The organism is Pseudomonas sp. BNK-7 (assembly GCF_048072025.1).
Lineage (GTDB): Bacteria > Pseudomonadota > Gammaproteobacteria > Pseudomonadales > Pseudomonadaceae > Aquipseudomonas > Aquipseudomonas danubii.
The window spans coordinates 1,190,001-1,216,322 of the sequence record NZ_CP182252.1 but is presented as its reverse complement, the minus strand read 5'-3'; the positions used below and the strand labels follow the sequence as shown (position 1 = coordinate 1,216,322).

Below are 26,322 nucleotides of genomic sequence, written 5' to 3'. Positions count from 1 at the left end.
ACTGAGCGGTACACCGGAGAGTCCCCAATGAGCAGTGTTGTTGCCATCGTCAAAAGCATTGTCGGTCAGGTTTTCGTAGTTTCCCCGGAAGGAATCCGGCGCGTACTCATCGAAGGCGACCGCCTGTTCGTGGGTGACCAGGTGGATACCGGCCCGGCGGGTGCCGTTACCCTCGAGTTGACCGACGGACGGACCCTCGACCTTGGCCGCGACACTCAATGGAGCGGTGCCGCACCAGACTCCAGCACCGACCTGGCCCAGGCCAGTGCGCAAGCCGCGCCATCGGTGGCTGAACTGCAGCAGGCCATTGCCGCGGGTGTCGACCCGACCACCGACCTGGAAGCCACCGCTGCCGGCCCGTCCGCAGCAGGTACGGGCGGTGCCGCCGGGGGCGGCCATAGCTTCGTCCAGCTTGAGGAAACCGCTGGCCGGGTGGACCCGACCATCGGCTTCCCGACGGCCGGCCTGGGGCTGGCCACTTCGGCCCAGGACAACACCATTGGCGGGCTGACCAACAATAATGGCCTGGCCAATGGCAACGGCAGTGGCAGTGATTCGCTGCGTCCGGCGACCCTGACCCTGGGCGCCACCCCGACCATCACCGAAGCCGGTGGTGTGCTGGTGTATACCGCCACTCTGACCCAGGCACCGCTGACCGACCTGACCGTCACCCTGTCCAATGGTGCGGTCATCGTGATCAGTGCGGGCCAAACCACTGGCAGCGTGCAGGTCCCTCTGGCGCCCCAAGACAACGTCTACATCGACCCCGGCCAGATCAGCGTGAGCGTGACCGGCACCGCTGGCGGCGGTGGCCTGCTGGTGACCGTCAATCCAACCCCGGCGGTGACCCAGATCACCGACACTATCGACACCACCACCGTCACCCTGACAGCCGATGCCAACGTCACCGAAGGCGGACAGATCACCTACACCGCCACCCTGACCAACCCGGCGCAGACGCCGGTGACCATTACCCTGTCCAACGGTTCGATCATCACCATCGAAGCGGGCAAGTCCAGCGGTTCGATCGACGTCGCGGCCCCGGCCAACGATGTCTACAAGAACGGCAGCACCATCGAGGTCGGCATCACCAAGGCCGAGGGCGGCAACTTCGAGAGCCTGGTGCCCAGCACCGACAAGGCCGTGACCACAGTCACTGACACCATTGACGATACCGGCCTGAGCCTGTCGGCCACCGGCACCGTGGCCGAAGGCGGCTCCATCGTCTACACCGCGACACTGACCAATCCTGCTGGGACTCCGGTCACCGTGACCCTGAGCAACGGTGCCGTGATCACCATCGCCGCTGGCGCCACAACTGGCACCGCCACCGTGGCGGCACCGGCCGATGACGTCTATAAGGATGCCGGCAAGGTCGAAGTCAGCATCACCAAGACCGATGGCGGCAACTTCGAAAACCTGGTCACCAACCCAGCGCCTGCCGTGACTGATGTCACCGACACCATCGACACTTCCACCGTCAGCCTGACTGCCACTCCGAGCGTCGCCGAAGGTGGAACCGTGGTGTACACCGCCTCGGTTACGGCTCCGGTGACCGGCTCGCCGGTTGTGGTGACTCTGTCCAACGGACAGACCATCACTATTCCGGTTGGCGAATCGTCCGGCACCGTGAACTTCACCGCGCCGAATGACGCACTGGCAGGCGGCAGTTCCCTGAGCACCACCATTACCAAGGCTGACGGCGGCAACTACGAGAAGCTGGAGATCAACGACAAGCCAGCTGAAACCTCGGTTACCGATACCCCGGACACCACCACCCTCAGCGTGACTGCCACCGATACCGTGGCAGAAGGCGGATCGATTGTTTACACCGCGACCCTGACCAACGCTGCCGGCACTCCGGTCACCGTGACCCTGAGCAACGGCGCGGTGATCACCATTGCCGCAGGCGCCACAACTGGCACCGCCACCGTGGCGGCACCGGCCGATGACGTCTACAAGGATGCCGGCAAAGTCGAAGTCACCATCACCAAAGCCGATGGCGGCAACTTCGAAAACCTGGTCACCAACCCAGCGCCAGCCGTGACTGATGTCACTGACACGATCGATACGTCGACTGTCAGCCTGACTGCCACTCCAAGCGTCGCCGAAGGTGGAACCGTGGTTTACACCGCGTCGGTTACCGCTCCGGTGACCGGTTCGCCGGTCGTGGTGACCCTGTCCAACGGTCAGACCATCACTATTCCAGTGGGCGAGTCCTCCGGCAGCGTGAACTTCACCGCGCCGAATGACGCCCTGGCTGGCGGTAGCTCTCTGAGCACCACCATCACCAAGGCCGATGGCGGTAACTACGAAAAACTAGAAATCAGCGATAAACCTGCTGAGACCAGCGTTACCGATACGCCAGATACCACCACCCTGAGCCTGTCGGCCACCGACTCCGTGGCCGAAGGTGGGTCCATCGTTTACACCGCGACCCTGACCAACGCCGCTGGCACACCGGTCACGGTCACGCTCTCCAACGGTGCCGTCATCACCATCGCGGCAGGCGCCACTTCGGGGACTGCAACCGTTGCCGCTCCTGCGGATGATGTTTACAAAGATGCCGGCAAGGTCGAAGTCACCATCAGCAAGGCCGAGGGCGGCAACTTCGAGAACCTGGAAACCAACCCGGCTCCAGCAGTGACCGATGTCACTGACACCATCGACACTTCGACTGTTAGCCTGACCGCAACCCCGAGCGTCGCTGAAGGCGGCATCGTGGTATACACCGCATCGGTCACCGCGCCAGTGACTGGCTCGCCAGTGGTAGTGACCCTGTCCAACGGCCAGACCATCACTATTCCAGTGGGCGAGTCCTCCGGCAGCGTGAACTTCACTGCACCGAATGACGCCCTGGCTGGCGGTAGCTCTCTGAGCACTACCATTACCAAGGCCGATGGCGGCAACTACGAAAAACTGGAAATCAGCGATAAACCCGCTGAAACCAGCGTTACCGATACTCCGGATACAACGACTCTGAGCCTGACGGCCACTGAGTCTGTGGCCGAGGGCGGCTCTATCGTCTACACCGCCACTCTGACCAACGCTGCCGGAACTCCGGTGACCGTGACCCTGAGCAACGGTGCTGTGATCACCATCGCCGCTGGTGCCACGACTGGCACCGCCACTGTTGCGGCGCCAGCCGACGACGTCTACAAAGACGCCGGCAAAGTCGAAGCCACCATCACCAAAACGGACGGTGGCAACTTCGAGAACCTGGTTACCAACCCAGCTCCAGCGGTGACTGATGTCACCGATACCATCGACATCAGTACCGTTTCACTGACTGCTACGCCAAGCGTCGCTGAAGGCGGCACCGTGGTGTATACCGCATCGGTCACCGCTCCGGTGACCGGTTCGCCGGTCGTGGTGACCCTGTCCAACGGTCAGACCATCACTATTCCAGTGGGCGAGTCCTCCGGCAGCGTGAACTTCACCGCGCCGAATGACGCCCTGGCTGGCGGTAGCTCCCTGAGTACCACCATCACCAAAGCGGACGGTGGCAACTACGAAAAGCTGGACATCAACGACAAACCCGCTGAGACCAGTGTTACCGATACGCCGGACACCACGACGCTGAGCCTGTCGGCCACCGACTCCGTGGCCGAGGGCGGCTCCATTGTCTACACCGCTACCCTGACCAATGCTGCAGGCACTCCGGTCACCGTGACCCTGTCCAACGGTGCAGTCATCACCATCGCCGCTGGCGCTACCTCGGGTACAGCCACCGTCGCCGCACCGGCTGACGACGTGTACAAGGATGCGGGCAAGGTCGAAGTCACCATCACCAAAGCTGACGGCGGCAACTTCGAGAACCTGGAAACCAACCCAGCGCCAGCCGTCACCGATGTCACCGACACCATCGATACCTCGACGGTGAACCTGACGGCGACTTCAAGCGTGGCCGAAGGCGGTACCGTGGTGTACACCGCGTCGGTGTCGGCGCCGGTGACCGGCTCGCCAGTTGTAGTGACCCTGTCCAACGGACAGACCATTACCATCCCGGTGGGCGAATCGTCCGCCACCGTGAACTTCACCGCGCCTAACGATGCCCTGGCTGGCGGCAGCTCCCTGAGCACCACCATCACCAAGGCTGACGGCGGCAACTACGAGAAGCTGGAGATCAGCGACAAGCCCGCTGAAACCACAGTAACCGACACCCCGGACACCACCACCCTGAGCCTCTCGGCCACCGACTCCGTGGCCGAGGGCGGCTCCATTGTCTACACCGCTACCCTGACCAATGCCGCAGGCACTCCGGTCACCGTGACCCTGTCCAACGGTGCAGTCATCACCATCGCCGCTGGCGCTACCTCGGGTACAGCCACCGTCGCCGCACCGGCTGACGACGTGTACAAGGATGCGGGCAAGGTCGAAGTCACCATCACCAAAGCTGACGGCGGCAACTTCGAGAACCTGGAAACCAACCCGGCTCCAGCCGTCACCGATGTCACCGACACCATCGATACCTCGACGGTGAACCTGACGGCGACTTCAAGCGTGGCCGAAGGCGGTACCGTGGTGTACACCGCGTCGGTTTCGGCGCCGGTGACCGGCTCTCCGGTTGTGGTGACCCTGTCCAACGGACAGACCATTACCATCCCGGTGGGCGAATCGTCCGCCACCGTGAACTTCACCGCGCCTAACGATGCACTGGCTGGCGGCAGCTCCCTGAGCACCACCATCACCAAGGCTGACGGCGGCAACTACGAGAAACTGGAGATCAGCGACAAGCCCGCTGAAACCACAGTAACCGACACCCCGGACACCACCACCCTGAGCCTCTCGGCCACCGACTCCGTGGCCGAAGGCGGTTCCATCGTTTACACCGCCACACTGACCAATGCCGCTGGCACCCCGGTGACCGTGACCCTGAGCAACGGCGCGGTGATCACCATCGCCGCTGGCGCCACGACTGGCACCGCCACTGTCGCGGCGCCTGCCGACGACGTCTATAAGGACGCCGGCAAGGTTGAAGTCACCATCAGCAAGGCTGACGGCGGCAACTTCGAGAACCTGGAGACCAACCCGGCTCCAGCGGTGACCGATGTCACTGACACCATCGACACCTCGACCATCAGCCTGACCGCTACCCCAAGCGTCGCCGAAGGCGGCACCGTGGTGTACACCGCGTCGGTTTCGGCGCCGGTGACCGGCTCTCCGGTTGTGGTGACCCTGTCCAACGGACAGACCATTACCATTCCGGTGGGCGAGTCTTCCGCAACGGTGAACTTCACCGCGCCTAACGATGCCCTGGCTGGCGGCAGCTCCCTGAGCACCACCATCACCAAGGCTGACGGCGGCAACTACGAGAAACTGGAGATCAGCGACAAGCCCGCTGAAACCACAGTAACCGACACCCCGGACACCACCACCCTGAGCCTCTCGGCCACCGACTCCGTGGCCGAAGGCGGTTCCATCGTTTACACCGCCACACTGACCAATGCCGCTGGCACCCCGGTGACCGTAACCTTGAGCAACGGCGCGGTGATCACCATCGCCGCTGGCGCCACGACTGGCACCGCCACTGTCGCGGCGCCTGCCGACGACGTCTATAAGGACGCCGGCAAGGTTGAAGTCACCATCAGCAAGGCTGACGGCGGCAACTTCGAGAACCTGGAGACCAACCCTGCTCCGGCAGTAACCGACGTCACTGACACCATCGACACCAGTACCGTGTCCCTCACTGCAACGCCAAGCGTCGCTGAAGGCGGCACCGTGGTGTACACCGCGTCGGTTACGGCTCCGGTGACCGGCTCGCCGGTTGTGGTGACTCTGTCCAACGGACAGACCATCACTATTCCAGTGGGCGAGTCTTCCGCCACGGTGAACTTCACCGCGCCGAACGATGCCCTGGCTGGCGGTAGCTCTCTGAGCACCACCATTACCAAGGCGGACGGTGGTAACTACGAGAAGTTGGAGATCAGCGACAAGCCAGCTGAAACCTCGGTTACCGATACCCCGGACACAACGACGCTGAGCCTGTCGGCCACCGACTCCGTGGCAGAAGGTGGCTCCATCGTTTACACGGCTACGCTGACCAACGCTGCTGGTACTCCGGTCACTGTGACCCTGAGCAATGGCGCGGTAATCACCATCGCAGCCGGTGCCACTACTGGTACCGCCACTGTTGCGGCGCCAGCCGACGACGTCTACAAGGATGCCGGTAAAGTCGAAGCAACCATCACCAAAGCTGACGGTGGTAACTTCGAAAACCTGGTCACCAACCCAGCACCTGCCGTGACTGATGTTACCGATACCATCGACACCAGCACCGTTTCGCTGACTGCTACGCCAAGCGTCGCTGAAGGTGGCATCGTGGTTTACACCGCGTCGGTTACGACTCCGGTGACCGGTTCGCCGGTCGTGGTGACCTTGTCCAACGGTCAGACCATCACCATCCCAGTTGGCGAAAGCCAAGGTTCGGTGAACTTCACTGCACCGAACGATGCCCTGGCTGGCGGTAGCTCTCTGAGCACCACCATCACCAAAGCGGACGGTGGTAACTACGAGAAGCTGGAGGTCAGCGATAAGCCAGCTGAAACCTCGGTTACCGATACGCCAGATACCACGACGCTGAGCCTCTCGGCCACCGACTCCGTGGCTGAAGGCGGCTCCATTGTCTATACCGCGACACTGAGTAATGCGGCTGGTACGCCGGTCACCGTAACCTTGAGCAATGGCGCGGTGATCACCATTGCTGCCGGTGCCACTTCCGGCACCGCCACCGTCGCAGCACCAGCCGACGACGTTTACAAAGACGCCGGCAAAGTCGAAGCCACCATCACCAAAGCCGACGGCGGTAACTTCGAAAACCTGGTCACCAATCCAGCGCCTGCCGTGACTGATGTCACTGACACTATCGATACGTCGACTGTCAGCCTGACCGCTACACCAAGCGTCGCCGAAGGCGGCACTGTGGTGTACACCGCTTCGGTGACTGCTCCGGTGACTGGCTCCCCGGTTGTGGTGACCTTGTCCAACGGTCAGACCATCACTATTCCGGTTGGCGAATCGTCCGGCACCGTGAACTTCACGGCACCCAACGACGCACTGGCAGGCGGCAGTTCCCTGAGCACCACCATTACCAAGGCTGACGGCGGCAACTACGAGAAGCTGGAGATCAGCGACAAACCTGCTGAAACCTCGGTTACCGATACGCCAGATACCACTACCCTGAGCCTGACGGCCACCGATTCTGTGGCCGAAGGTGGCTCGATCGTTTACACCGCAACACTGACCAACGCCGCTGGCACTCCGGTCACGGTCACACTCTCCAACGGTGCCGTCATCACCATCGCCGCTGGCGCTACTTCGGGGACTGCAACCGTTGCCGCTCCTGCGGATGATGTTTACAAGGATGCCGGTAAGGTCGAAGTCACTATCACCAAAGCAGACGGTGGCAACTTCGAAAACCTGGAGACCAACCCAGCGCCAGCCGTCACCGATGTCACCGACACCATCGACACCAGCACCGTTTCGCTGACCGCTACGCCAAGCGTCGCTGAAGGCGGCATCGTGGTGTACACCGCTTCGGTCTCCGCTCCAGTGACCGGCTCGCCGGTAGTGGTGACCTTGTCCAACGGACAGACCATCACTATTCCAGTGGGCGAGTCTTCCGCAACGGTGAACTTCACCGCACCCAACGACGCTCTGGCGGGCGGCAGCTCCTTGAGCACCACCATCACCAAGGCTGGCGGCGGCAACTACGAGAAGCTGGAGATCAGCGACAAACCAGCTGAAACCTCGGTTACTGATACGCCAGACACCACCACTCTGAGCCTGAGTGCTACTGACTCGGTAGCAGAAGGCGGGTCCATCGTTTACACCGCGACCCTGACCAACGCGGCTGGTACTCCGGTCACTGTGACCCTGAGCAACGGCGCGGTGATCACCATTGCTGCCGGTGCCACTTCCGGCACCACCACCGTCGCAGCGCCGGCCGATGACGTCTACAAAGACGCTGGCAAGGTTGAAGCCACCATCACCAAAGCGGACGGCGGTAACTTCGAGAACCTGGTCACCAATCCAGCGCCTGCGGTCACCGATGTAACTGACACGATCGATACCAGCACCGTTTCCCTGACGGCGACTCCGAGCGTCGCCGAGGGCGGCATCGTCGTTTACACCGCGTCTGTGTCTGCGCCAGTGACCGGTTCGCCAGTTGTGGTGACCTTGTCCAACGGTCAAACCATCACTATTCCAGTGGGCGAGTCTTCCGCAACGGTGAACTTCACCGCACCCAACGACGCTCTGGCGGGCGGTAGCTCCCTGAGCACCACCATCACCAAGGCTGACGGTGGTAACTACGAGAAGCTGGAGATCAACGACAAGCCAGCTGAAACCTCGGTTACCGATACCCCGGACACCACTACTCTGAGCCTGAGTGCTACTGACTCGGTAGCAGAAGGCGGGTCCATCGTTTACACCGCGACCCTGACCAACGCGGCTGGTACCCCGGTTACTGTGACTCTGAGCAATGGTGCAGTCATCACTATCGCTGCCGGCGCTACCTCGGGTACGGCCACCGTCGCAGCCCCGGCTGATGACGTCTACAAGGACGCTGGCAAGGTTGAAGCCACCATCACCAAAGCGGACGGCGGTAACTTCGAGAACCTGGTCACCAACCCAGCGCCAGCCGTCACTGACGTCACCGATACCATCGACACTTCCACCATCAGCCTGACCGCCACTCCGAGCGTTGCCGAAGGTGGAACCGTGGTGTACACCGCATCGGTTTCGGCACCGGTAACCGGCTCGCCGGTTGTGGTGACCTTGTCCAACGGACAGACCATCACTATTCCAGTGGGCGAGTCTTCCGCAACGGTGAACTTCACCGCACCCAACGACGCTCTGGCGGGCGGCAGTTCCCTGAGCACCACCATTACCAAGGCTGACGGCGGTAATTACGAGAAGCTGGAGATCAGCGACAAACCAGCTGAAACCTCGGTTACTGATACGCCAGACACCACCACTCTGAGCCTGAGTGCTACTGACTCGGTAGCTGAAGGTGGGTCCATCGTTTACACCGCGACCCTGACCAACGCGGCTGGTACCCCGGTTACTGTGACTCTGAGCAATGGTGCAGTCATCACCATCGCTGCCGGCGCTACCTCGGGTACGGCCACCGTCGCAGCCCCGGCTGATGACGTCTACAAGGACGCTGGCAAAGTCGAAGCCACCATCACCAAAGCGGACGGTGGCAACTTCGAGAACCTGATCACCAACCCAGCACCTGCCGTGACTGATGTCACTGATACCATCGACACCAGCACCGTTTCGCTGACTGCTACGCCAAGCGTCGCTGAAGGCGGCATCGTGGTTTACACCGCGTCGGTCACCGCGCCAGTGACTGGCTCACCAGTAGTAGTGACCCTGTCCAACGGTCAGACCATCACCATCCCGGTCGGTGAAAGCCAAGGTTCGGTGAACTTCACTGCACCGAATGATGCCCTGGCTGGCGGTAGCTCCTTGAGCACCACCATCACCAAGGCTGACGGCGGCAACTACGAGAAACTGGAGATCAACGACAAGCCAGCTGAAACCTCGGTTACCGATACACCAGACACCACGACACTGAGCCTTTCGGCCACCGACTCCGTGGCTGAAGGCGGCTCCATTGTCTATACCGCGACACTGAGTAATGCGGCTGGTACGCCGGTCACCGTAACCTTGAGCAATGGTGCGGTGATCACCATTGCTGCCGGTGCCACTTCCGGCACCGCCACCGTCGCAGCACCAGCCGACGACGTTTACAAAGACGCCGGCAAAGTCGAAGCCACCATCACCAAAGCCGACGGCGGTAACTTCGAAAACCTGGTCACCAATCCAGCGCCTGCCGTGACTGATGTCACTGATACTATCGATACGTCGACTGTCAGCCTGACCGCGACCCCGAACGTCGCCGAAGGTGGAACCGTGGTTTACACCGCGTCGGTCACCGCGCCAGTGACTGGCTCACCAGTAGTAGTGACCCTGTCCAACGGTCAGACCATCACCATCCCGGTCGGTGAAAGCCAAGGTTCGGTGAACTTCACTGCACCGAATGATGCCCTGGCTGGCGGTAGCTCCTTGAGCACCACCATCACCAAGGCTGACGGCGGTAACTACGAGAAGCTGGAGATCAACGACAAGCCAGCTGAAACCTCGGTTACCGACACCCCTGACACCACCACTCTGAGCCTCTCGGCTACTGAGTCTGTGGCTGAGGGTGGTTCGATCATCTACACCGCCACCTTGACCAATGCCGCTGGTACGCCAGTGACCGTGACCCTGTCTAACGGTGCGGTGATCACCATTGCTGCCGGTGCCACTTCCGGCACCGCCACCGTCGCGGCCCCAGCCGATGACGTCTACAAAGACGCTGGCAAGGTTGAAGCCACCATCACCAAAGCGGACGGTGGCAACTTCGAAAACCTGGTCACCAACCCAGCTCCGGCTGTGACTGATGTCGCCGACACCATCGACACTTCCACCGTCAGCCTGACTGCCACTCCAAGCGTCGCCGAAGGTGGAACGGTGGTTTACACCGCGTCGGTTACGGCTCCGGTGACCGGTTCGCCGGTCGTGGTGACCTTGTCCAACGGACAGACCATCACTATTCCAGTGGGCGAGTCTTCCGCAACGGTGAACTTCACCGCGCCGAACGATGCCCTGGCTGGCGGTAGCTCCTTGAGCACCACCATCACCAAGGCTGACGGCGGCAACTACGAGAAGCTGGAGATCAGCGACAAACCGGCTGAAACCTCGGTTACTGATACGCCAGACACCACCACTCTGAGCCTGAGTGCTACTGACTCGGTAGCAGAAGGTGGCTCCATCGTTTACACCGCGACCCTGACCAACGCCGCTGGCACTCCGGTCACCGTGACCCTGAGCAACGGCGCGGTAATCACCATTGCCGCTGGCGCCACTTCCGGCACCGCCACCGTCGCGGCCCCAGCCGATGACGTCTACAAAGACGCTGGCAAGGTTGAGGCCACCATCACCAAAACGGATGGCGGCAACTTCGAGAACCTGGTCACCAACCCAGCGCCAGCTGTGACTGATGTCACTGACACTATCGATACGTCGACTGTCAGCCTGACCGCGACCCCGAGCGTCGCCGAAGGTGGAACCGTGGTTTACACCGCGTCGGTTTCGGCTCCGGTGACCGGCTCGCCGGTTGTGGTGACCCTGTCCAATGGCCAGACCATCACTATTCCGGTCGGTGAATCCTCCGGCACCGTGAACTTCACCGCTCCCAATGATGCTCTGGCTGGCGGCAGCTCCCTGAGCGCCACCATCACCAAGGCTGACGGCGGCAACTACGAGAAGTTGGAAATCAGCGACAAGCCAGCTGAAACCTCGGTTACCGATACGCCAGACACCACCACCCTGAGCCTGAGTGCTACTGACTCCGTGGCCGAAGGCGGGTCCATCGTTTACACCGCAACACTGAGCAACGCGGCCGGTACTCCAGTCACAGTGACCCTGAGCAACGGCGCGGTGATCACCATCGCTGCCGGCGCCACCACTGGCACTGCCACCGTCGCGGCGCCAACCGATGACGTTTACAAGGACGCTGGCAAGGTTGAGGCCACTATCACCAAGGCCGAAGGTGGCAACTTCGAGAAGCTGGTGCCAAACACCACGCCAGCCGTAACCGATGTGACTGACACCATCGACAACTCCACCGTCACGCTCAAGGCCACGCCTTCGGCTGCCGAAGGCGGCAACGTCACTTATACCGCCACCGTTAGCGCTCCTGTGACCGGTTCGCCCGTCACCGTGAACCTGGCCAACGGTGAGAAGATCACCATCCCGGTCGGCGAGACCACCGGTTCGGTGAGCATCAGCGCGCCTAACGATGTACTGGTCGGCCACACTCCGCTGACCAACTCCATCACCAACGTCAGCGGCGGCAACTACGAGAACCTGGTGGCTGACAAGACCCCGGTCAGCACCACCGTAACCGACACCGTCGACACCACCAGTGTCAGTCTCAGTGCCACCGGCACTGTGGCCGAGGGCGGTTCCATCGTTTACACCGCGACCCTGAGCAATGCTGCAGGCACTCCGGTTACCGTGACCTTGAGTAATGGTGCAGTAATCACCATCGCTGCCGGCGCCACCACTGGCACTGCCACCGTCGCGGCGCCAACCGATGACGTTTACAAGGACGCTGGCAAGGTTGAGGCCACCATCACCAAGGCCGAAGGTGGCAACTTCGAGAAGCTGGTGCCAAACACCACACCAGCGGTGACCGACGTTACCGACACCATCGACAACAGCACCGTCACGCTCAAGGCCACGCCTTCGGCTGCCGAAGGCGGCAACGTCACTTATACCGCCACCGTTAGCGCTCCTGTGACCGGTTCGCCCGTCACCGTGAACCTGGCCAACGGTGAGAAGATCACCATCCCGGTCGGCGAGACCACCGGTTCGGTGAGCATCAGCGCGCCTAACGATGTACTGGTCGGCCACACTCCGCTGACCAACTCCATCACCAACGTCAGCGGCGGCAACTACGAAAATCTCGTGGCCGACAAGACCCCGGTCAGCACCACCGTGACCGACTCCGTCGACACCACCAGTGTCAGCCTCAGCGCCACTGGCACCGTGGCTGAAGGCGGTTCGATCATCTACACCGCGACCCTGACCAACGCAGCCGGTACTCCGGTGACCGTCACTCTGAGCAACGGCGCGGTGATCAACATCGCCGCCGGCAACACCACCGGTACCGTCACCGTTGCGGCGCCGGCTGACGACGTCTATATCGACGCCGGCAAGGTCAATGCCTCGATCACCAGCGCCACCGGAGGCAACTTCGAGAAGCTGGTGCCGGACACCACACCAGCGGTGACCAACGTGACCGACACCGTGGATACCACTTCGGTGGGCATCACCGGCAGCACTTCGGTCACTGAAGGCCAGACCGCCAGCTACACCGTGAGCCTGACGCATCCGGCGCAGACCGAAGTCACCCTGAAGATCAGCTACAGCGGCACCGCCACTGACGGTTCGGACTTCAGCGGCGTGTACACCGTGAAGATTCCGGCCGGCACCAGCAGCGCCAACTTCAACGTCGCCACCATTGACAACAAGATCACTGAAGGCACCGAGAACTTCACGGTCAAGATCGATTCGGCCAGCGGCGGTAACTTCGAGAACCTGGTGGTGGGCAGTAACAACAGCGTCACCACCTCGATCATCGACAACGATGCGCCACCGGTCATCGACCTGGACGCCAACAACTCCAGCGGCGCCACCGGTGCCGACTACAAGGTCACTTTCACCGAAGGCACCACGGGCCCTGGCGTGTCGATCGCCGACACCGACCTGAGCATCACCGACCCGGACAGCACGATGCTGACCGGCGCCACCATCGTGCTGACCAACCGTCAGCCGGGGGACTCGCTGAACCTGGGCAACAGCGTCAACGGCATCAACATCAATGCCAACAGCAAGGACGGCTCGATCACCCTGACCCTGTCGGGCAACGCGACGCTGGCCGACTACATGCAACAGATCAAGAACATCACCTTCACCAACAACAGTGAAGACCCGAGCACCACGCCACGGACCATCACCGTGACCGTGACCGACGGCGGCAACTACTCCAATGTCGCCACCACCACGGTCAATGTGGTGGCGGTAAACGACGCCCCAACCGCCACCGGCGGCGCCGTGACCGGCAGCGAAGACAGCCCGCTGGCCCTGACCTGGTCCAACTTCGGCGTCAGCGACGTCGACAGCCCGGCTGCCAACCTCGGGGTGAAAATCACCCAACTGCCAGGTGACGGCAAACTGCAATACCTGGACGGTTCGACCTGGAAGGATGTGGCCAACAACCAGACCTTCAGCAAGGCCGATATCGATGCCGGCAAACTGCGCTTCACCCCGGACGCCAACGAATCCGGCACCAATGGCTACGGCGGCAGCGGCGTAGGCAACCAACAGGCCGATTACGCCCAGATCAAATTCCAGCCAACTGATGGCCAGGCCCTGGGCAGCACCGGTACGGTCACGGTCGACATCACCCCAGTGGCCGATGCCCCGACCCTGAGCGTGGCGGGTAACAACGTCAACTCGGTCGGTCTGCTCAAGGAAGTCTGGACCGGCCTCAGCGGCCTGGGCACCGACGGCAACGGCGCGTCCGCCAGCACCCTGAAATCGGTGATCGACGCCGCCGGCACGCCCAACAGCAGCAGCCTGGCGACCAACGTCCAGTCCGACGGCAACATCACCCCGGGCACCGCATCGAAGACCTCCGGCCTGATCTACCTGGAAGCCGGCAAGGCCTACACCTTCTCCGGCACCGGCGACGACAGCCTGCTGGTGACCATCGGCGGCAAGAACGTGGCCAGCACCACCTGGGGCGCGGGCGGTAACCTAAACGGTACCTTCACCCCGACCACCAGCGGCTACTACACCATCGATATCTACCACCACAACCAGAGTGGTCCGGGCAGCTACGACGTCAACCTCTCGGTCAACGGCGGCGCCGCGGTAGACCTGAGCAACGCCGGCGTGCCGCTTTACACCGGCGTCACCGACCTGACCAACGCCGGAGTTTCGGTGTCCGAGCTGCACGGCACCAACGGCGAGGGTTACTACGACGGCTACAAGCTCAACGAAGGCGGCGAAGGCGGCAGCGTGCATCTGTCGAAGATCAGCACCGGCCTGACCGATACCGACGGTTCGGAAACCCTGAGCGTGAAGATCAGCGGCATTCCTGCAGGCTCCGTCCTCAGCGATGGCGCCGGGCATACCTTCACCGCCACCGCGACCTCCGGCGAAGCCAACGTCACCGGCTGGAACCTGGGCAACCTGACGGTCACCCCGCCGCCGTACTACAACGGCACCTTCAATCTCAACGTGACCTCGACCTCCACCGAGTCCCTGGGCGGTTCTGCCAGCACTTCGGCGCAGATCCCGGTCAAGGTCTACCCGGCAAACTACAACGCGATGGTCGCCACCGCCGACGACGATACCGTTATCGGTACCGACGGCAACGACATCGTGGTCGCCGACATCGGTGGCCTGACGGTGGTCCCGGGCACCAACTACAACATCGCCTTCATGGTGGACACCTCGGGCAGTATGAGCAGCGCCTCGATCACCGCGGCCAAGAACTCCCTGACCTCGGTGTTCAATACCCTGAAGAACAGCATCGGCAGCGCTGGCTCGGGCACCGTGAACATCTTCCTTGCCGACTTCGATACCCAGGTCAACAAGTCGGTAGCGGTGAACCTCAACGATCCGAATGCCCTGGCCCAACTCAAGGCCGTGCTGGACTCGATGGCTTCTGGCGGCGGCACCAACTATGAAGACGTGTTCAAGACTACGGCCAACTTCTTCCAGAGCAGCCAGGCTACCGGCAATACCAATGCCAAGAACCTGACCTACTTCATCACTGACGGCCAGCCGACCTTCTATCAGAGCGGCGAGCAGACCAACCCGACGCTGTACGGCAACGTGCGCCTCGATGACGTGGTGACCACCAGCAATTACAAGCTGGGGGATACCTTCAGCAAAACCATCGACAGCGATCACATTCTCAGCGTGAGCAGCAACGGTACGGTCAAGCTTCAGACCTACAGCACCAATTGGTGGGGCCAAGGCTCTTGGAATACTGCAACCTTGGGCACCCTGCATGCCCAGGGCGACGGCACCTACGAGCTGTCGAACCTGGCCGGCTCCGGCAGCAGCACCGATTACTACACCTCCACCAACTCCAGCAGCGGCTTTGCCTTGCTCAGCGGCCTGTCGAACGTCGAAGCCATCGGTATCAATAGCGGCGTCAGCCTCAACGACCTCAAGCCATACGACAGCGATGGCAAGCCGCAGACCAACATCGACCCGAACGATCTGGCCAATTCGATCATCGGTCACACCGAAGCCACCATGCCGGGGGCCGACAAGGTCAGCGGCGGCGACGGCAACGACATCCTGTTCGGCGACCTGGTGAGCTTCAACGGCATCGCCGGCGAGGGTTACCAGGCCATGCAGGCCTACGTGGCCGAGCAGAACGGGGTCGATGTGAGCAAGGTCACCACCAGCAACGTGCACCAGTACATCACCGAGCACTACAAAGAGTTCGATGTGTCTGGCAGCCATGACGGCAACGACACCCTGCTGGGCGGCGCCGGCAATGACATTCTCTTCGGCCAGGGCGGCAACGACACGCTGGACGGCGGCAAGGGCAATGACATCCTGCTGGGGGGCACCGGCAAAGACACCCTGATCGGCGGCCAGGGCAACGACATCCTGATCGGCGGTTCAGGTGCCGATACCTTTGTCTGGAAGGCCGGCGATACCGGCAATGACGTGATCAAGGATTTCAAGGCCAGTGAAGGTGACCGTATCGACCTGCGGGATCTGCTGCAGGGCGAGAGCGCCAGCACCATCGACAACTTCCTCAAGATCACCACCGTGGACGGGGTCTCGACTCTGCAGGTCAGTTCCGAAGGCAAGCTCAACGCCGCCGGGGGCCTGGCCAACGCCGACGTGACGATCAAGCTGGAAGGCAACAACTGGTCCAATGCCAACATCAACTCGTTGATCGCCGGTAGCGACCCGACCATCAAGATCGATCACAACAACAGCTGATCGGCTCCTGGCAGCCACCCCTGGCGGGTGGTTGCCGGGTCCTGGCCAACAGCCTGCGCCGTGACGATTGTCGCGGCGCACCGCATACTCGCGCTCTGAATGCTGCGCTGGCCTATGCTGCTGACAGCCGGATGCCTAAAAAAGCCTGAGGGATTTGCCATGTTCTACGTGCAACGCGATGCGCAAGGTCAGCTGATTCGCGTGGAAGCCGCCGCTTACGCCGAGGCTACCGAGACGCTGCCCGCCGATCACCACGAGATCCAGACCTGGTACGCCAACGAGGCGGTGGAAGTCAGTCTCAAGCAGCTCAAGCAGAGTGACCTGGAAATGATCCGGGTGCTGGACGACCTGATTCAGGTCCTGACCAGCAAGGGCGTGATTCGCGTCACCGACCTGCCGGCGGCGGCTCAGGCCAAGCTGATGGATCGCACCCAGGCCCGTGAGGCCCTGGGTGGACTCAGCCGGCTGATCAATGATGATGAAACCGGTTTGATCTGAAAGCCCCTCGCCTACAGGAGCCGGCTTGCCGGCGGATGCACGTTCAAGCCCAAGGTGCTGGCTCGCCGAACAGTTGCCCCTGCACGCCATACAGCCCCATCTCGCGAATCACCTGCAGCTCGCCCTGGGTCTCGACCCGCTCGGCAATCAGCGGCAGGTCGATGCTGTGGGCAGCCCGCTGGATAGCTTCGATAAACAGGCGTTTGTCGCTTTCCTGATCGATGTCGCGGATGTAGCTGCCGTCAATCTTCAGATAGGCCAGGCCCAAGCGCGCCAGGTTGCCGATCATGCTGAAGCGCCCGCCAAAGCGTTGCAGGCTGAGGGAGAAGCCCAGTTCCCGCAGGCGCCGGGTCAACTGTTCCAGCTGAATCTGCTCAGGCAGCTGTTCTTCACCAATTTCCAGGGTCAGGCGCGGCCCCAGATCAGAGTGCTGGCGCAGAATCTCGAATACCCGGTTCAGGGCCTGAGGATCTTCCAGGGTGGCTGCCGACAGGTTCAACGCCAGGCAGTGGTCATGTCCGACCATCTGCTTCAACACCTGTTCCAACATCAGCAGATCCAGGCGCGACGTCCAGCCAAAGCGCTCCAACCAGGGCAGGAAGCGCCCGGCCGGGATGGTCTGGCCCTGCTCGTCCAGCAACCGCGACAACACCTTGTAGTGCAGCACCAGCGTGGTGTCCTGGGCCGCCACCACCGGCTGGAAATACAGCTTGAAGCGCTGCTCCGACAGCGCCCGGTCCAGCAGCCGGTGCCAGGCATGGTGATCATCCCCGACTTGAGCTCCGCCCCCCTGATCCAGGCAGGCCCAGTTGGTCTCGCCCTGGGCTTCGGCCTGGGCCAGGGCCTGATCACCGAGGCTGAGCACCGCTTGTGGCGAATCTCCGTGAGCAAAGGCCGCCAGACCGATGGTGGCTACTGCGGCAACGTCGGTGGCGCCGGTGGCATGCAGGTTGCCCAGAGCGCTGTCCAGGCTTTGGGCCAGCTGGATGGCTTCCTCACGCACCAGGCCGGGCGCCAGTACGGCGAATTCGCCACCGCGGACCCGGGTCACCAGGTTCTGGGTTTCGGGGTACTTGTTGCACTCGCGCAGCAATTGCTCCCCCACCGCTTGCAGCAGTTGGTCGGTGCGCTGGCCCCCCAGACGCTGGTTCAGGCCAGCCAGGTCCTTGACCCGCAACAGCAGCAGGTAACCGGAACTGGCCTGCTCCGGGTTGCTCACCCGGGCATGCAGCTGCATTTCGAAATAACGCCGGTTGGCCAGCCCGGTCAGGCTGTCCTGGTACGACTCGATGCGCAGTTTTTCACTGCGCTCGGCCTGCTCCTGGAACAGCGCCTTGAGCTTCTCGACCATCTGGTTCATCGCCTGCACTACCCGGCGCAGTTCCGGGGTTCGGGGCAGTTGCGGCAGGCTGAGGAACTCGCGGCGGGCAATGGCATGGGACTGCTGGACCATGTAGTCCAGCGGCTTGAGCTGGCGCCGCAGCAACAGGGCACCGAGCACCGCGCTCACCGCGCCGCAGATCAACAGCCAGCCCAGGCTGCCCAGGGCGCTCTGCCAAAGCTTGGCCACGGCGAACATCGGATGGCTGAGCACCTCGACCCGCGCGGCCTGCTCCCAGCCGCGACTGACGATGGCGTCGCCGCCGGCAGGCTCAAGGCCGATGAGCTTGACGAACCACTGGGGCACATTGCTGACTTCCGGGATGCCGTTGCGCTCGACGATGGTCTTGTCGGTGGCCAGGTCCACCACCCGGATGCTGGCGTAGTAGCCGCTGTCGAAGATCGAACTGACCATCAGTTCGACCATCGCCGGATCGTCGATATTCGGTGTCAGCGACAAGGCCAGGGCCGTGGCCGCGTCCTGGGCATGGGAGCGCAGCTGATTGACATACTGGGTGCGCGAACTTTCCAGGCTGACCATGAAGCTGCCGCTGAAGGCGACCACCAGGAACACACAGATTGCGATCAACAGTTGTTTGAACAAAGACATCTGAGCTCGTGCTCCTAGTTAGTCGTCTCGACCGGAAAACCTTCGGCCTGCATTTTTTTCAACACGTCCTGCCAACGGGACAGGCGCTTGGTATCACCGACCCGCTTGTTGCCTTTGGCGCCCGGCAGCCATAACCCTTCGGCATTGAAGGAATACACCGGCAGCAGGTCGGTTCGCTCGCTGGCCGGGCGGATCGAGTCCTCCAGGCTATCGAGCACCAGCGGCATGGCGTCCGCCGTGGAATAGTAGGTCAGGACCATGTGCGCGCGGTTCTGGCGCAAGGCCTTGACGTAGGTGATGCGCAGTTTGTCACTGGACACCCCGAGACGCCGCAGGCTGAAGTACTTGGCAATCGCATAATCCTCGCAGTCGCCAGCGCCCTTCCATAGCGCCTCGATCGGCGTCTCCCAGTAGTCCACCTGACGCCACAGATCGATATCTTCCATGTAGCGCATGTTCTTATTGAAGAACAGGTTGACCACTTTCAACTGCTCGCGCTCGGACACCTGCTTCTGCGTGGCCAGCAGGTGCTGCCAGGCATCGATACGTTGCTGACCTTCGCCCAGGGGACCGTAAAGCGCCGTGGCACGGCGGCTGATCAGGGAAAAATCCCAGTCGGCGTGCAGACTGCCCAGCAGCGCGCCAGCCAGCAGCAGTGCCGAGCAGAACCAGCGCAAGGTCCGAAAAAGAGCTAAACGTGCCGCCAATGCAATGAGTCCATGGGAGCTGTCGTAAATCGGCTGATGGTGAAGGCTGGCCCGACAAAAAACAATGGCACCTTACAATCACCGGCCACCAGGGAAGGGCCTGCATTCAACACTCAGAGAATAGCGTCAAGTGGCATTTGCGTTGCCGGCGACAGCCCATGAATTTCACCAGTGGCCACGTGCATTCAGCCGCGCCAGCCACTATGTTAGAAACCATTCGCGGACTGGGACGTCCCCCTCCAACGGCCTCTTGTCCGCAACGAGATCCCGCCCACGGGCCACCTTGCTTAAGGAAAAGCTGTGTACACCGACACCCGACAATGGACGCTGGTGATCAACTCAGGGCACGCCACCCGCATACGCCTGATCTGCTTTCCCCAGGCCGGGGCGGCAGCGGAGCAACTGCGGGTGTGGTCCAACAGCCTGGCCGATCACATCGAGCTGGTGGTGATCAACCTTCCGGGGCACGGCCCACGCCGCGACGAAGCGCCCTGTGACAACTGGCCGAGCCTGCTGGAAAACACGTTCGCCGCCCTCAATCCCTGGCTCGACAAGCCCCATGCGCTGTTCGGCCACGGCCTGGGGGCACTGTTGGCGTACGAAACCTGCAAGTACGCCCAGGAGCGGTTTCCACAGCAGACCCGCCACCTGTTCGTCTCTGGCTGCCGCAGCCCTGACAGCCTGCCCCGTCGGCCTTTGCTGCACTCATTGCCCATCGAGGCATTCCGCGAAGCGATCCTGACTCTCGGCGCCAGCCCCCTGGAGATGCCCCGGGGGCAAAACGACCTGCAATCCTACGAACGTTTGCTGCGCAACGGCCTGAAACTCTTCGAAACCTGGTACGACACCTCCAGCGGCTGCCTCGACATACCGCTGACGGCTTTCTATGGCAGTGAGGACCCGCTGGCGACAGCCAACCATATGCTCAACTGGCGAGAGTTCACTGGGCGCGAATTCGAACTGATTGAAGTGGCCGGCAACCATTTCTTCATCAAGTCTCAGCGCCAGCGCCTGTTGCAGGTGATCAACACGCACCTGGGGCTGCTGGGGGAACACCTGGCCTGAACGCCGCCCATGAAAAAGCCCGCTCTGCTGTGATGCAGGAGCGGGCTTTAGGGGCGGTCCCTGATGGCCTCAGATCTTGAAGCTGTCCACCAGTTGCTTCAGGCGGCTGGCCTGCTGCGACAGTGCATCACAGTCCTTCAGGGTTTCATTGAGGTTGGCAACGCCCTGCTGGTTCAACAGGTTGATCTGGTTGATGTCGACGTTGAGGGTCTCCACCACCGCGGTCTGTTCCTCGGTTGCCGCAGCCACCGACTGGTTCATGCCATCGATCTCGCCGATCCGCTGAGTCACGCTGATCAACCGTGCACCGGCCTGGTTGGCCACTTCGACGCTCTCTTCGCTGGACGCCTGGCTGGCATTCATGGTCGAGACCGCCTCGCGGGACCCGACCTGCAGGGAGGTGATCATCTTGTGGATCTCTTCCGCCGACTCCTGGGTACGGTGGGCCAGGTTACGCACCTCATCGGCTACCACGGCGAAACCACGGCCGGCTTCACCGGCACGGGCCGCTTCGATGGCGGCGTTGAGGGCCAACAGATTGGTCTGCTGGGAGATGCCCTTGATCACATCAAGAATGTGCCCGATGTTGTCGGTGCTGGCATTCAGAGTCTCGATCTGGGTGCAGGACAGGCTGATCTTCTGCGACAGCTCGGTCATCGCCTGGATGGTCTGCTCCACCACTTGGCGACCGTCGTCGGCCTGCTCGCTGGCGCCACTGGCGTGTTGCGAGGCATCGGCGGCGTTGCGGGCGATTTCCTGGGTGGCAGCACCCAGTTCGTTGATCGCTGCGGCCACGCTGTTGGTGCGGGCGCTCTGCTCGTCGGAACCGATGATCGACGCGTTGGACGATGCCATCACCCGTTGCGACAAGTCATGCACCTGGCGAGTAGCCGAGGACACTTCGGAAATCGAGGCGTGAATCCGTTCCACGAACTGGTTGAACGAACTGCCCAACTCGCCGAACTCGTCCTTGCTTTCCACGACCAGACGCCGGGTCAGGTCGCCTTCGCCCTGAGCTATGTCCTGCATCGCCCGGCCCATGGTGATCAGCGGGCGCATCAGCACCTGGATCAGCAGAGTCAGCAATACCGCAATCACCGCCACAGCGATAAACATGGCGATCAAGGCAGAAGTACGGAACTGGCTCAGTGGTGCGTAGGCCTTTTCCTTGTCGATGGACAGGCCGATGTACCATTCGGCATTCGGCAGACCGGTCACCGGGGTGAAGGAAAGGATGCGTTCCTGTTTGTTCAGGACCACTTCCTGGTTGCCGCTGGCGATCCGTACGTTGGCGCTGGGATAGATGTCCTTGAGGTTCTTCATCACCTGGTCTTTGTCCGGGCTGACGATCACCTGACCGTCGGCGCTGACCAGGAAAGCATGGCCCAGGCCGCCGAAGTCCACCGAGTTGATGATCTTCACCAGGGTTTCCAGGCTCAGGTCGCCACCGACCACACCGAGTAATTCTCCCTGCTTCTTCACCGGCATGGCGATGGTGACCACCAGACCGCCGACAGCCGCCATGTAGGGCGGGGTCAGCATGGTTTTATCGGCGGTTACGGCCTGTTTGTACCAGGGCCGCTGACGCGGATCGTAGCCGTCGGGCATCTTCGCATCAGGACGCTGGGTGAAGGTGCCATTGGCCTGGCCGACATAGGTGAACTGGAAGTTCGAGGTGAAGGCTGGCTGATCCACCAGGCCCGGGAAGTCTGCGTTGTGACCTTGGTGGGCAACGTTCTGCGCCAGGTTCTCGAGCACCAGGATTCGCCCGCTCATCCAGTTCTGAACGCTGCTGGAGGTGAGCTCACCGGCCTGCTGGATGGAGGACTCGAGGTTCTGTCGGATAGTGTTTCGCTGCAAGTAGTCGTTGTACAAAGTGAACAACGCAAAAGCCAGAACCACTACGCCGGAGGCGGCCAAAAGGATTTTATGGCTGAACTTGAGATTCATTTCATGGGACTTCTTATGCCGAAAGTGGGGATGCGTCCGTAAAGCAACATTCCATGTAACAGTGCAGGCGACATTCTCCGGCCGCTCTACTTTGGTGCACACATGTCTTATCAGTCTTTCGGCAAGAATCCCCGAACCCTTAGAGATTTATCTGAATTACTTGTCTGAACTTGCCGATTCCCGCCGAACGGCATGCCAGAGCGTCCGCCGCGCATTTTCAGATGACCGACAGCTTCCTGCTCACAGCCAAATCGATAACCCCTCCACAACAGCCCGACTAATTGTCATTTGTGGCAATCAGGCCGGCAGGCCTCCATGTCATCAAGCAAGTTCGCCGTCCAGATCAGCAGGGCACTCAGCGCCCACTTCTGGTGGAGAGCCGGCATGCCTTCCTCAACTCTATGAAGCATAAGGAGCAGCGCCACTACTGGCACCCGGAACGCTGGTGGACCGAGTGCAGACCGAATATCCAAGGCTGCAGGAGTATCCACAAGAGGCCGGACACTGCGTTGCTGGCAGTTTGTACCACGTACGGAACTACCACCCGCAGGCGTTATGCCAAAGCCATTGGGTGCTTTATCTAGATTCGGTCAGTGCTCAAGCGCTTTGGGGGGAACCTGCGGCTTACAGAGAGAACCTGGTGCCGTTTCTGCTTGAGTTCCACTGCAACCCTGGTCCTGCCCGGCAATTGTGGGCTGTGGCTGATGGCATTTATATCTGGTGGTGCAAGTTGATTGCCCGCAGGAGCGGCAAGCGGCATAGAGCCCGGCGTTAAGGATAGAGTCGAACGTTGGTAATAGCCGTCTGTTCGGCAGCTACAGGTACTCTGCAGGACCTTGTGACTTGATTACCCAGACTTTATCGAGCGCAAAAACAAAACCCCTGTCTGCGTCAGCAAACAGGGGTTTTGGAATTTAATCTTGACGATGACCTACTCTCACATGGGGAAACCCCACACTACCATCGGCGATGCATCGTTTCACTTCTGAGTTCGGGATGGGATCAGGTGGTTCCAACGCTCTATGGTCGTCAAGAAATTCTGTGGCCGATCCGTTGGACTCTAGAGTCGAACGTGTCAGCAAAATCAGTAACTTCTACATAAAGACAAAACCCCAATTGCTTTCGCAATTGGGGTTTCGGAATTTAATCTTGACGATGACCTACTCTCACATGGGGAAACCCCACACTACCATCGGCGATGCATCGTTTCACTTCTGAGTTCGGGATGGGATCAGGTGGTTCCAACGCTCTATGGTCGTCAAGAAATTCGGTAGCCAGTCCGTTGCTGATGCAACGTGCCAGCGAATGGGTATGTAATAGATTTGTGTGTTGTGCAAACTTTCGGTTTGTTTCGTCTTCACACACCGCAACTCGCTTCTTAAGCAAATTGCTTGGGTGTTATATGGTCAAGCCTCACGGGCAATTAGTATTGGTTAGCTCAACGCCTCACAGCGCTTACACACCCAACCTATCAACGTCGTAGTCTTCGACGGCCCTTTAGGGGATTCAAGATCCCAGTGAGATCTCATCTTGAGGCAAGTTTCCCGCTTAGATGCTTTCAGCGGTTATCTTTTCCGAACATAGCTACCCGGCAATGCCACTGGCGTGACAACCGGAACACCAGAGGTTCGTCCACTCCGGTCCTCTCGTACTAGGAGCAGCCCCTCTCAAATCTCAAACGTCCACGGCAGATAGGGACCGAACTGTCTCACGACGTTCTAAACCCAGCTCGCGTACCACTTTAAATGGCGAACAGCCATACCCTTGGGACCGGCTTCAGCCCCAGGATGTGATGAGCCGACATCGAGGTGCCAAACACCGCCGTCGATATGAACTCTTGGGCGGTATCAGCCTGTTATCCCCGGAGTACCTTTTATCCGTTGAGCGATGGCCCTTCCATACAGAACCACCGGATCACTAAGACCTACTTTCGTACCTGCTCGACGTGTCTGTCTCGCAGTCAAGCGCGCTTTTGCCTTTATACTCTACGACCGATTTCCGACCGGTCTGAGCGCACCTTCGTACTCCTCCGTTACTCTTTAGGAGGAGACCGCCCCAGTCAAACTACCCACCATACACTGTCCTCGATCCGGATAACGGACCTGAGTTAGAACCTCAAAGTTGCCAGGGTGGTATTTCAAGGATGGCTCCACGCAAACTGGCGTTCACGCTTCAAAGCCTCCCACCTATCCTACACAAGCAAATTCAAAGTCCAGTGCAAAGCTATAGTAAAGGTTCACGGGGTCTTTCCGTCTAGCCGCGGATACACTGCATCTTCACAGCGATTTCAATTTCACTGAGTCTCGGGTGGAGACAGCGCCGCCATCGTTACGCCATTCGTGCAGGTCGGAACTTACCCGACAAGGAATTTCGCTACCTTAGGACCGTTATAGTTACGGCCGCCGTTTACCGGGGCTTCGATCAAGAGCTTCGCGTTAGCTAACCCCATCAATTAACCTTCCGGCACCGGGCAGGCGTCACACCCTATACGTCCACTTTCGTGTTTGCAGAGTGCTGTGTTTTTAATAAACAGTCGCAGCGGCCTGGTATCTTCGACCGGCATGAGCTTACGGAGCAAGTCCTTCACCCTCACCGGCGCACCTTCTCCCGAAGTTACGGTGCCATTTTGCCTAGTTCCTTCACCCGAGTTCTCTCAAGCGCCTTGGTATTCTCTACCCAACCACCTGTGTCGGTTTGGGGTACGGTTCCTAGTTATCTGAAGCTTAGAAGCTTTTCTTGGAAGCATGGCATCAACCACTTCGTCACCTAAAAGGTAACTCGTCATCAGCTCTCGGCCTTAGAACCCCGGATTTACCTAAGATTCCAGCCTACCACCTTAAACTTGGACAACCAACGCCAAGCTGGCCTAGCCTTCTCCGTCCCTCCATCGCAATAACTAGAAGTACAGGAATATTAACCTGTTTTCCATCGACTACGCTTTTCAGCCTCGCCTTAGGGACCGACTAACCCTGCGTCGATTAACGTTGCGCAGGAAACCTTGGTCTTTCGGCGTGGGTGTTTTTCACACCCATTGTCGTTACTCATGTCAGCATTCGCACTTCTGATACCTCCAGCAAGCTTCTCAACTCACCTTCACAGGCTTACAGAACGCTCCTCTACCGCATCACTTACGTGATACCCGTAGCTTCGGTGTATGGTTTGAGCCCCGTTACATCTTCCGCGCAGGCCGACTCGACTAGTGAGCTATTACGCTTTCTTTAAAGGGTGGCTGCTTCTAAGCCAACCTCCTAGCTGTCTAAGCCTTCCCACATCGTTTCCCACTTAACCATAACTTTGGGACCTTAGCTGACGGTCTGGGTTGTTTCCCTTTTCACGACGGACGTTAGCACCCGCCGTGTGTCTCCCATGCTCGGCACTTGTAGGTATTCGGAGTTTGCATCGGTTTGGTAAGTCGGGATGACCCCCTAGCCGAAACAGTGCTCTACCCCCTACAGTGATACATGAGGCGCTACCTAAATAGCTTTCGAGGAGAACCAGCTATCTCCGAGCTTGATT

At 60.6% G+C, this 26,322-nt stretch carries 6 protein-coding genes, 3 rRNA genes and 1 pseudogene (1 of these 10 cut by a window edge); 3 read left to right on the top strand and 7 right to left on the bottom strand.

Features of this window, described 5'->3' with window-relative positions; genetic code table 11:
- Positions 1 to 27 precede the first annotated feature (27 nt).
- Together ACMGF8_RS05670 and ACMGF8_RS05665 are read left to right on the top strand one after the other, a co-directional pair.
- Complete coding sequence (locus tag ACMGF8_RS05670) at positions 28 to 16,596, top strand: LapA family giant adhesin (protein WP_416758950.1); 16,569 nt, start codon at positions 28 to 30, stop codon at positions 16,594 to 16,596.
- A gap of 159 nt (positions 16,597 to 16,755) precedes the next feature.
- Positions 16,756 to 17,094: a tryptophan synthase subunit beta gene (locus ACMGF8_RS05665; protein WP_102861886.1), complete on the top strand. Its 339-nt coding sequence runs from the start codon at positions 16,756 to 16,758 to the stop codon at positions 17,092 to 17,094.
- Between the two features lie 43 nt (positions 17,095 to 17,137).
- Here the strand turns inward: ACMGF8_RS05665 and lapD are convergent, their stop codons facing one another.
- Entirely contained in the window at positions 17,138 to 19,084 is a 1,947-nt protein-coding gene (lapD, locus tag ACMGF8_RS05660; protein ID WP_102861885.1) for a cyclic di-GMP receptor LapD, read from the bottom strand.
- Positions 19,085 to 19,098: 14 nt separating this feature from the next.
- Positions 19,099 to 19,791 (bottom strand): cysteine protease LapG, encoded by a 693-nt coding sequence (lapG, locus tag ACMGF8_RS05655; protein WP_102861884.1) that lies wholly within the window; start codon positions 19,789 to 19,791, stop codon positions 19,099 to 19,101.
- A gap of 300 nt (positions 19,792 to 20,091) precedes the next feature.
- On the opposite strand from lapG, the gene ACMGF8_RS05650 reads away from it, so the two are divergent.
- Positions 20,092 to 20,856, top strand: a complete 765-nt coding sequence (locus ACMGF8_RS05650) for a thioesterase II family protein (RefSeq protein ID WP_102861883.1) — start codon at positions 20,092 to 20,094, stop codon at positions 20,854 to 20,856.
- A gap of 69 nt (positions 20,857 to 20,925) precedes the next feature.
- Here ACMGF8_RS05650 and ACMGF8_RS05645 read toward each other — a convergent pair whose 3' ends face one another.
- The 5 genes and pseudogenes from ACMGF8_RS05645 to ACMGF8_RS05625 all read right to left on the bottom strand — a co-directional run.
- Positions 20,926 to 21,711: a methyl-accepting chemotaxis protein gene (locus ACMGF8_RS05645; RefSeq protein WP_371826218.1), complete on the bottom strand. Its 786-nt coding sequence runs from the start codon at positions 21,709 to 21,711 to the stop codon at positions 20,926 to 20,928.
- Between the two features lie 69 nt (positions 21,712 to 21,780).
- Positions 21,781 to 22,806: pseudogene (locus ACMGF8_RS05640) on the bottom strand (cache domain-containing protein); the annotation flags it as partial.
- A gap of 918 nt (positions 22,807 to 23,724) precedes the next feature.
- Positions 23,725 to 23,840: ribosomal RNA gene (gene rrf, locus ACMGF8_RS05635) — 5S ribosomal RNA — on the bottom strand.
- A 113-nt stretch (positions 23,841 to 23,953) separates the two neighbouring features.
- Positions 23,954 to 24,069: ribosomal RNA gene (gene rrf, locus ACMGF8_RS05630) — 5S ribosomal RNA — on the bottom strand.
- A gap of 139 nt (positions 24,070 to 24,208) precedes the next feature.
- A 23S ribosomal RNA gene (locus tag ACMGF8_RS05625) occupies positions 24,209 to 26,322 on the bottom strand; it runs 778 nt beyond the window's last position.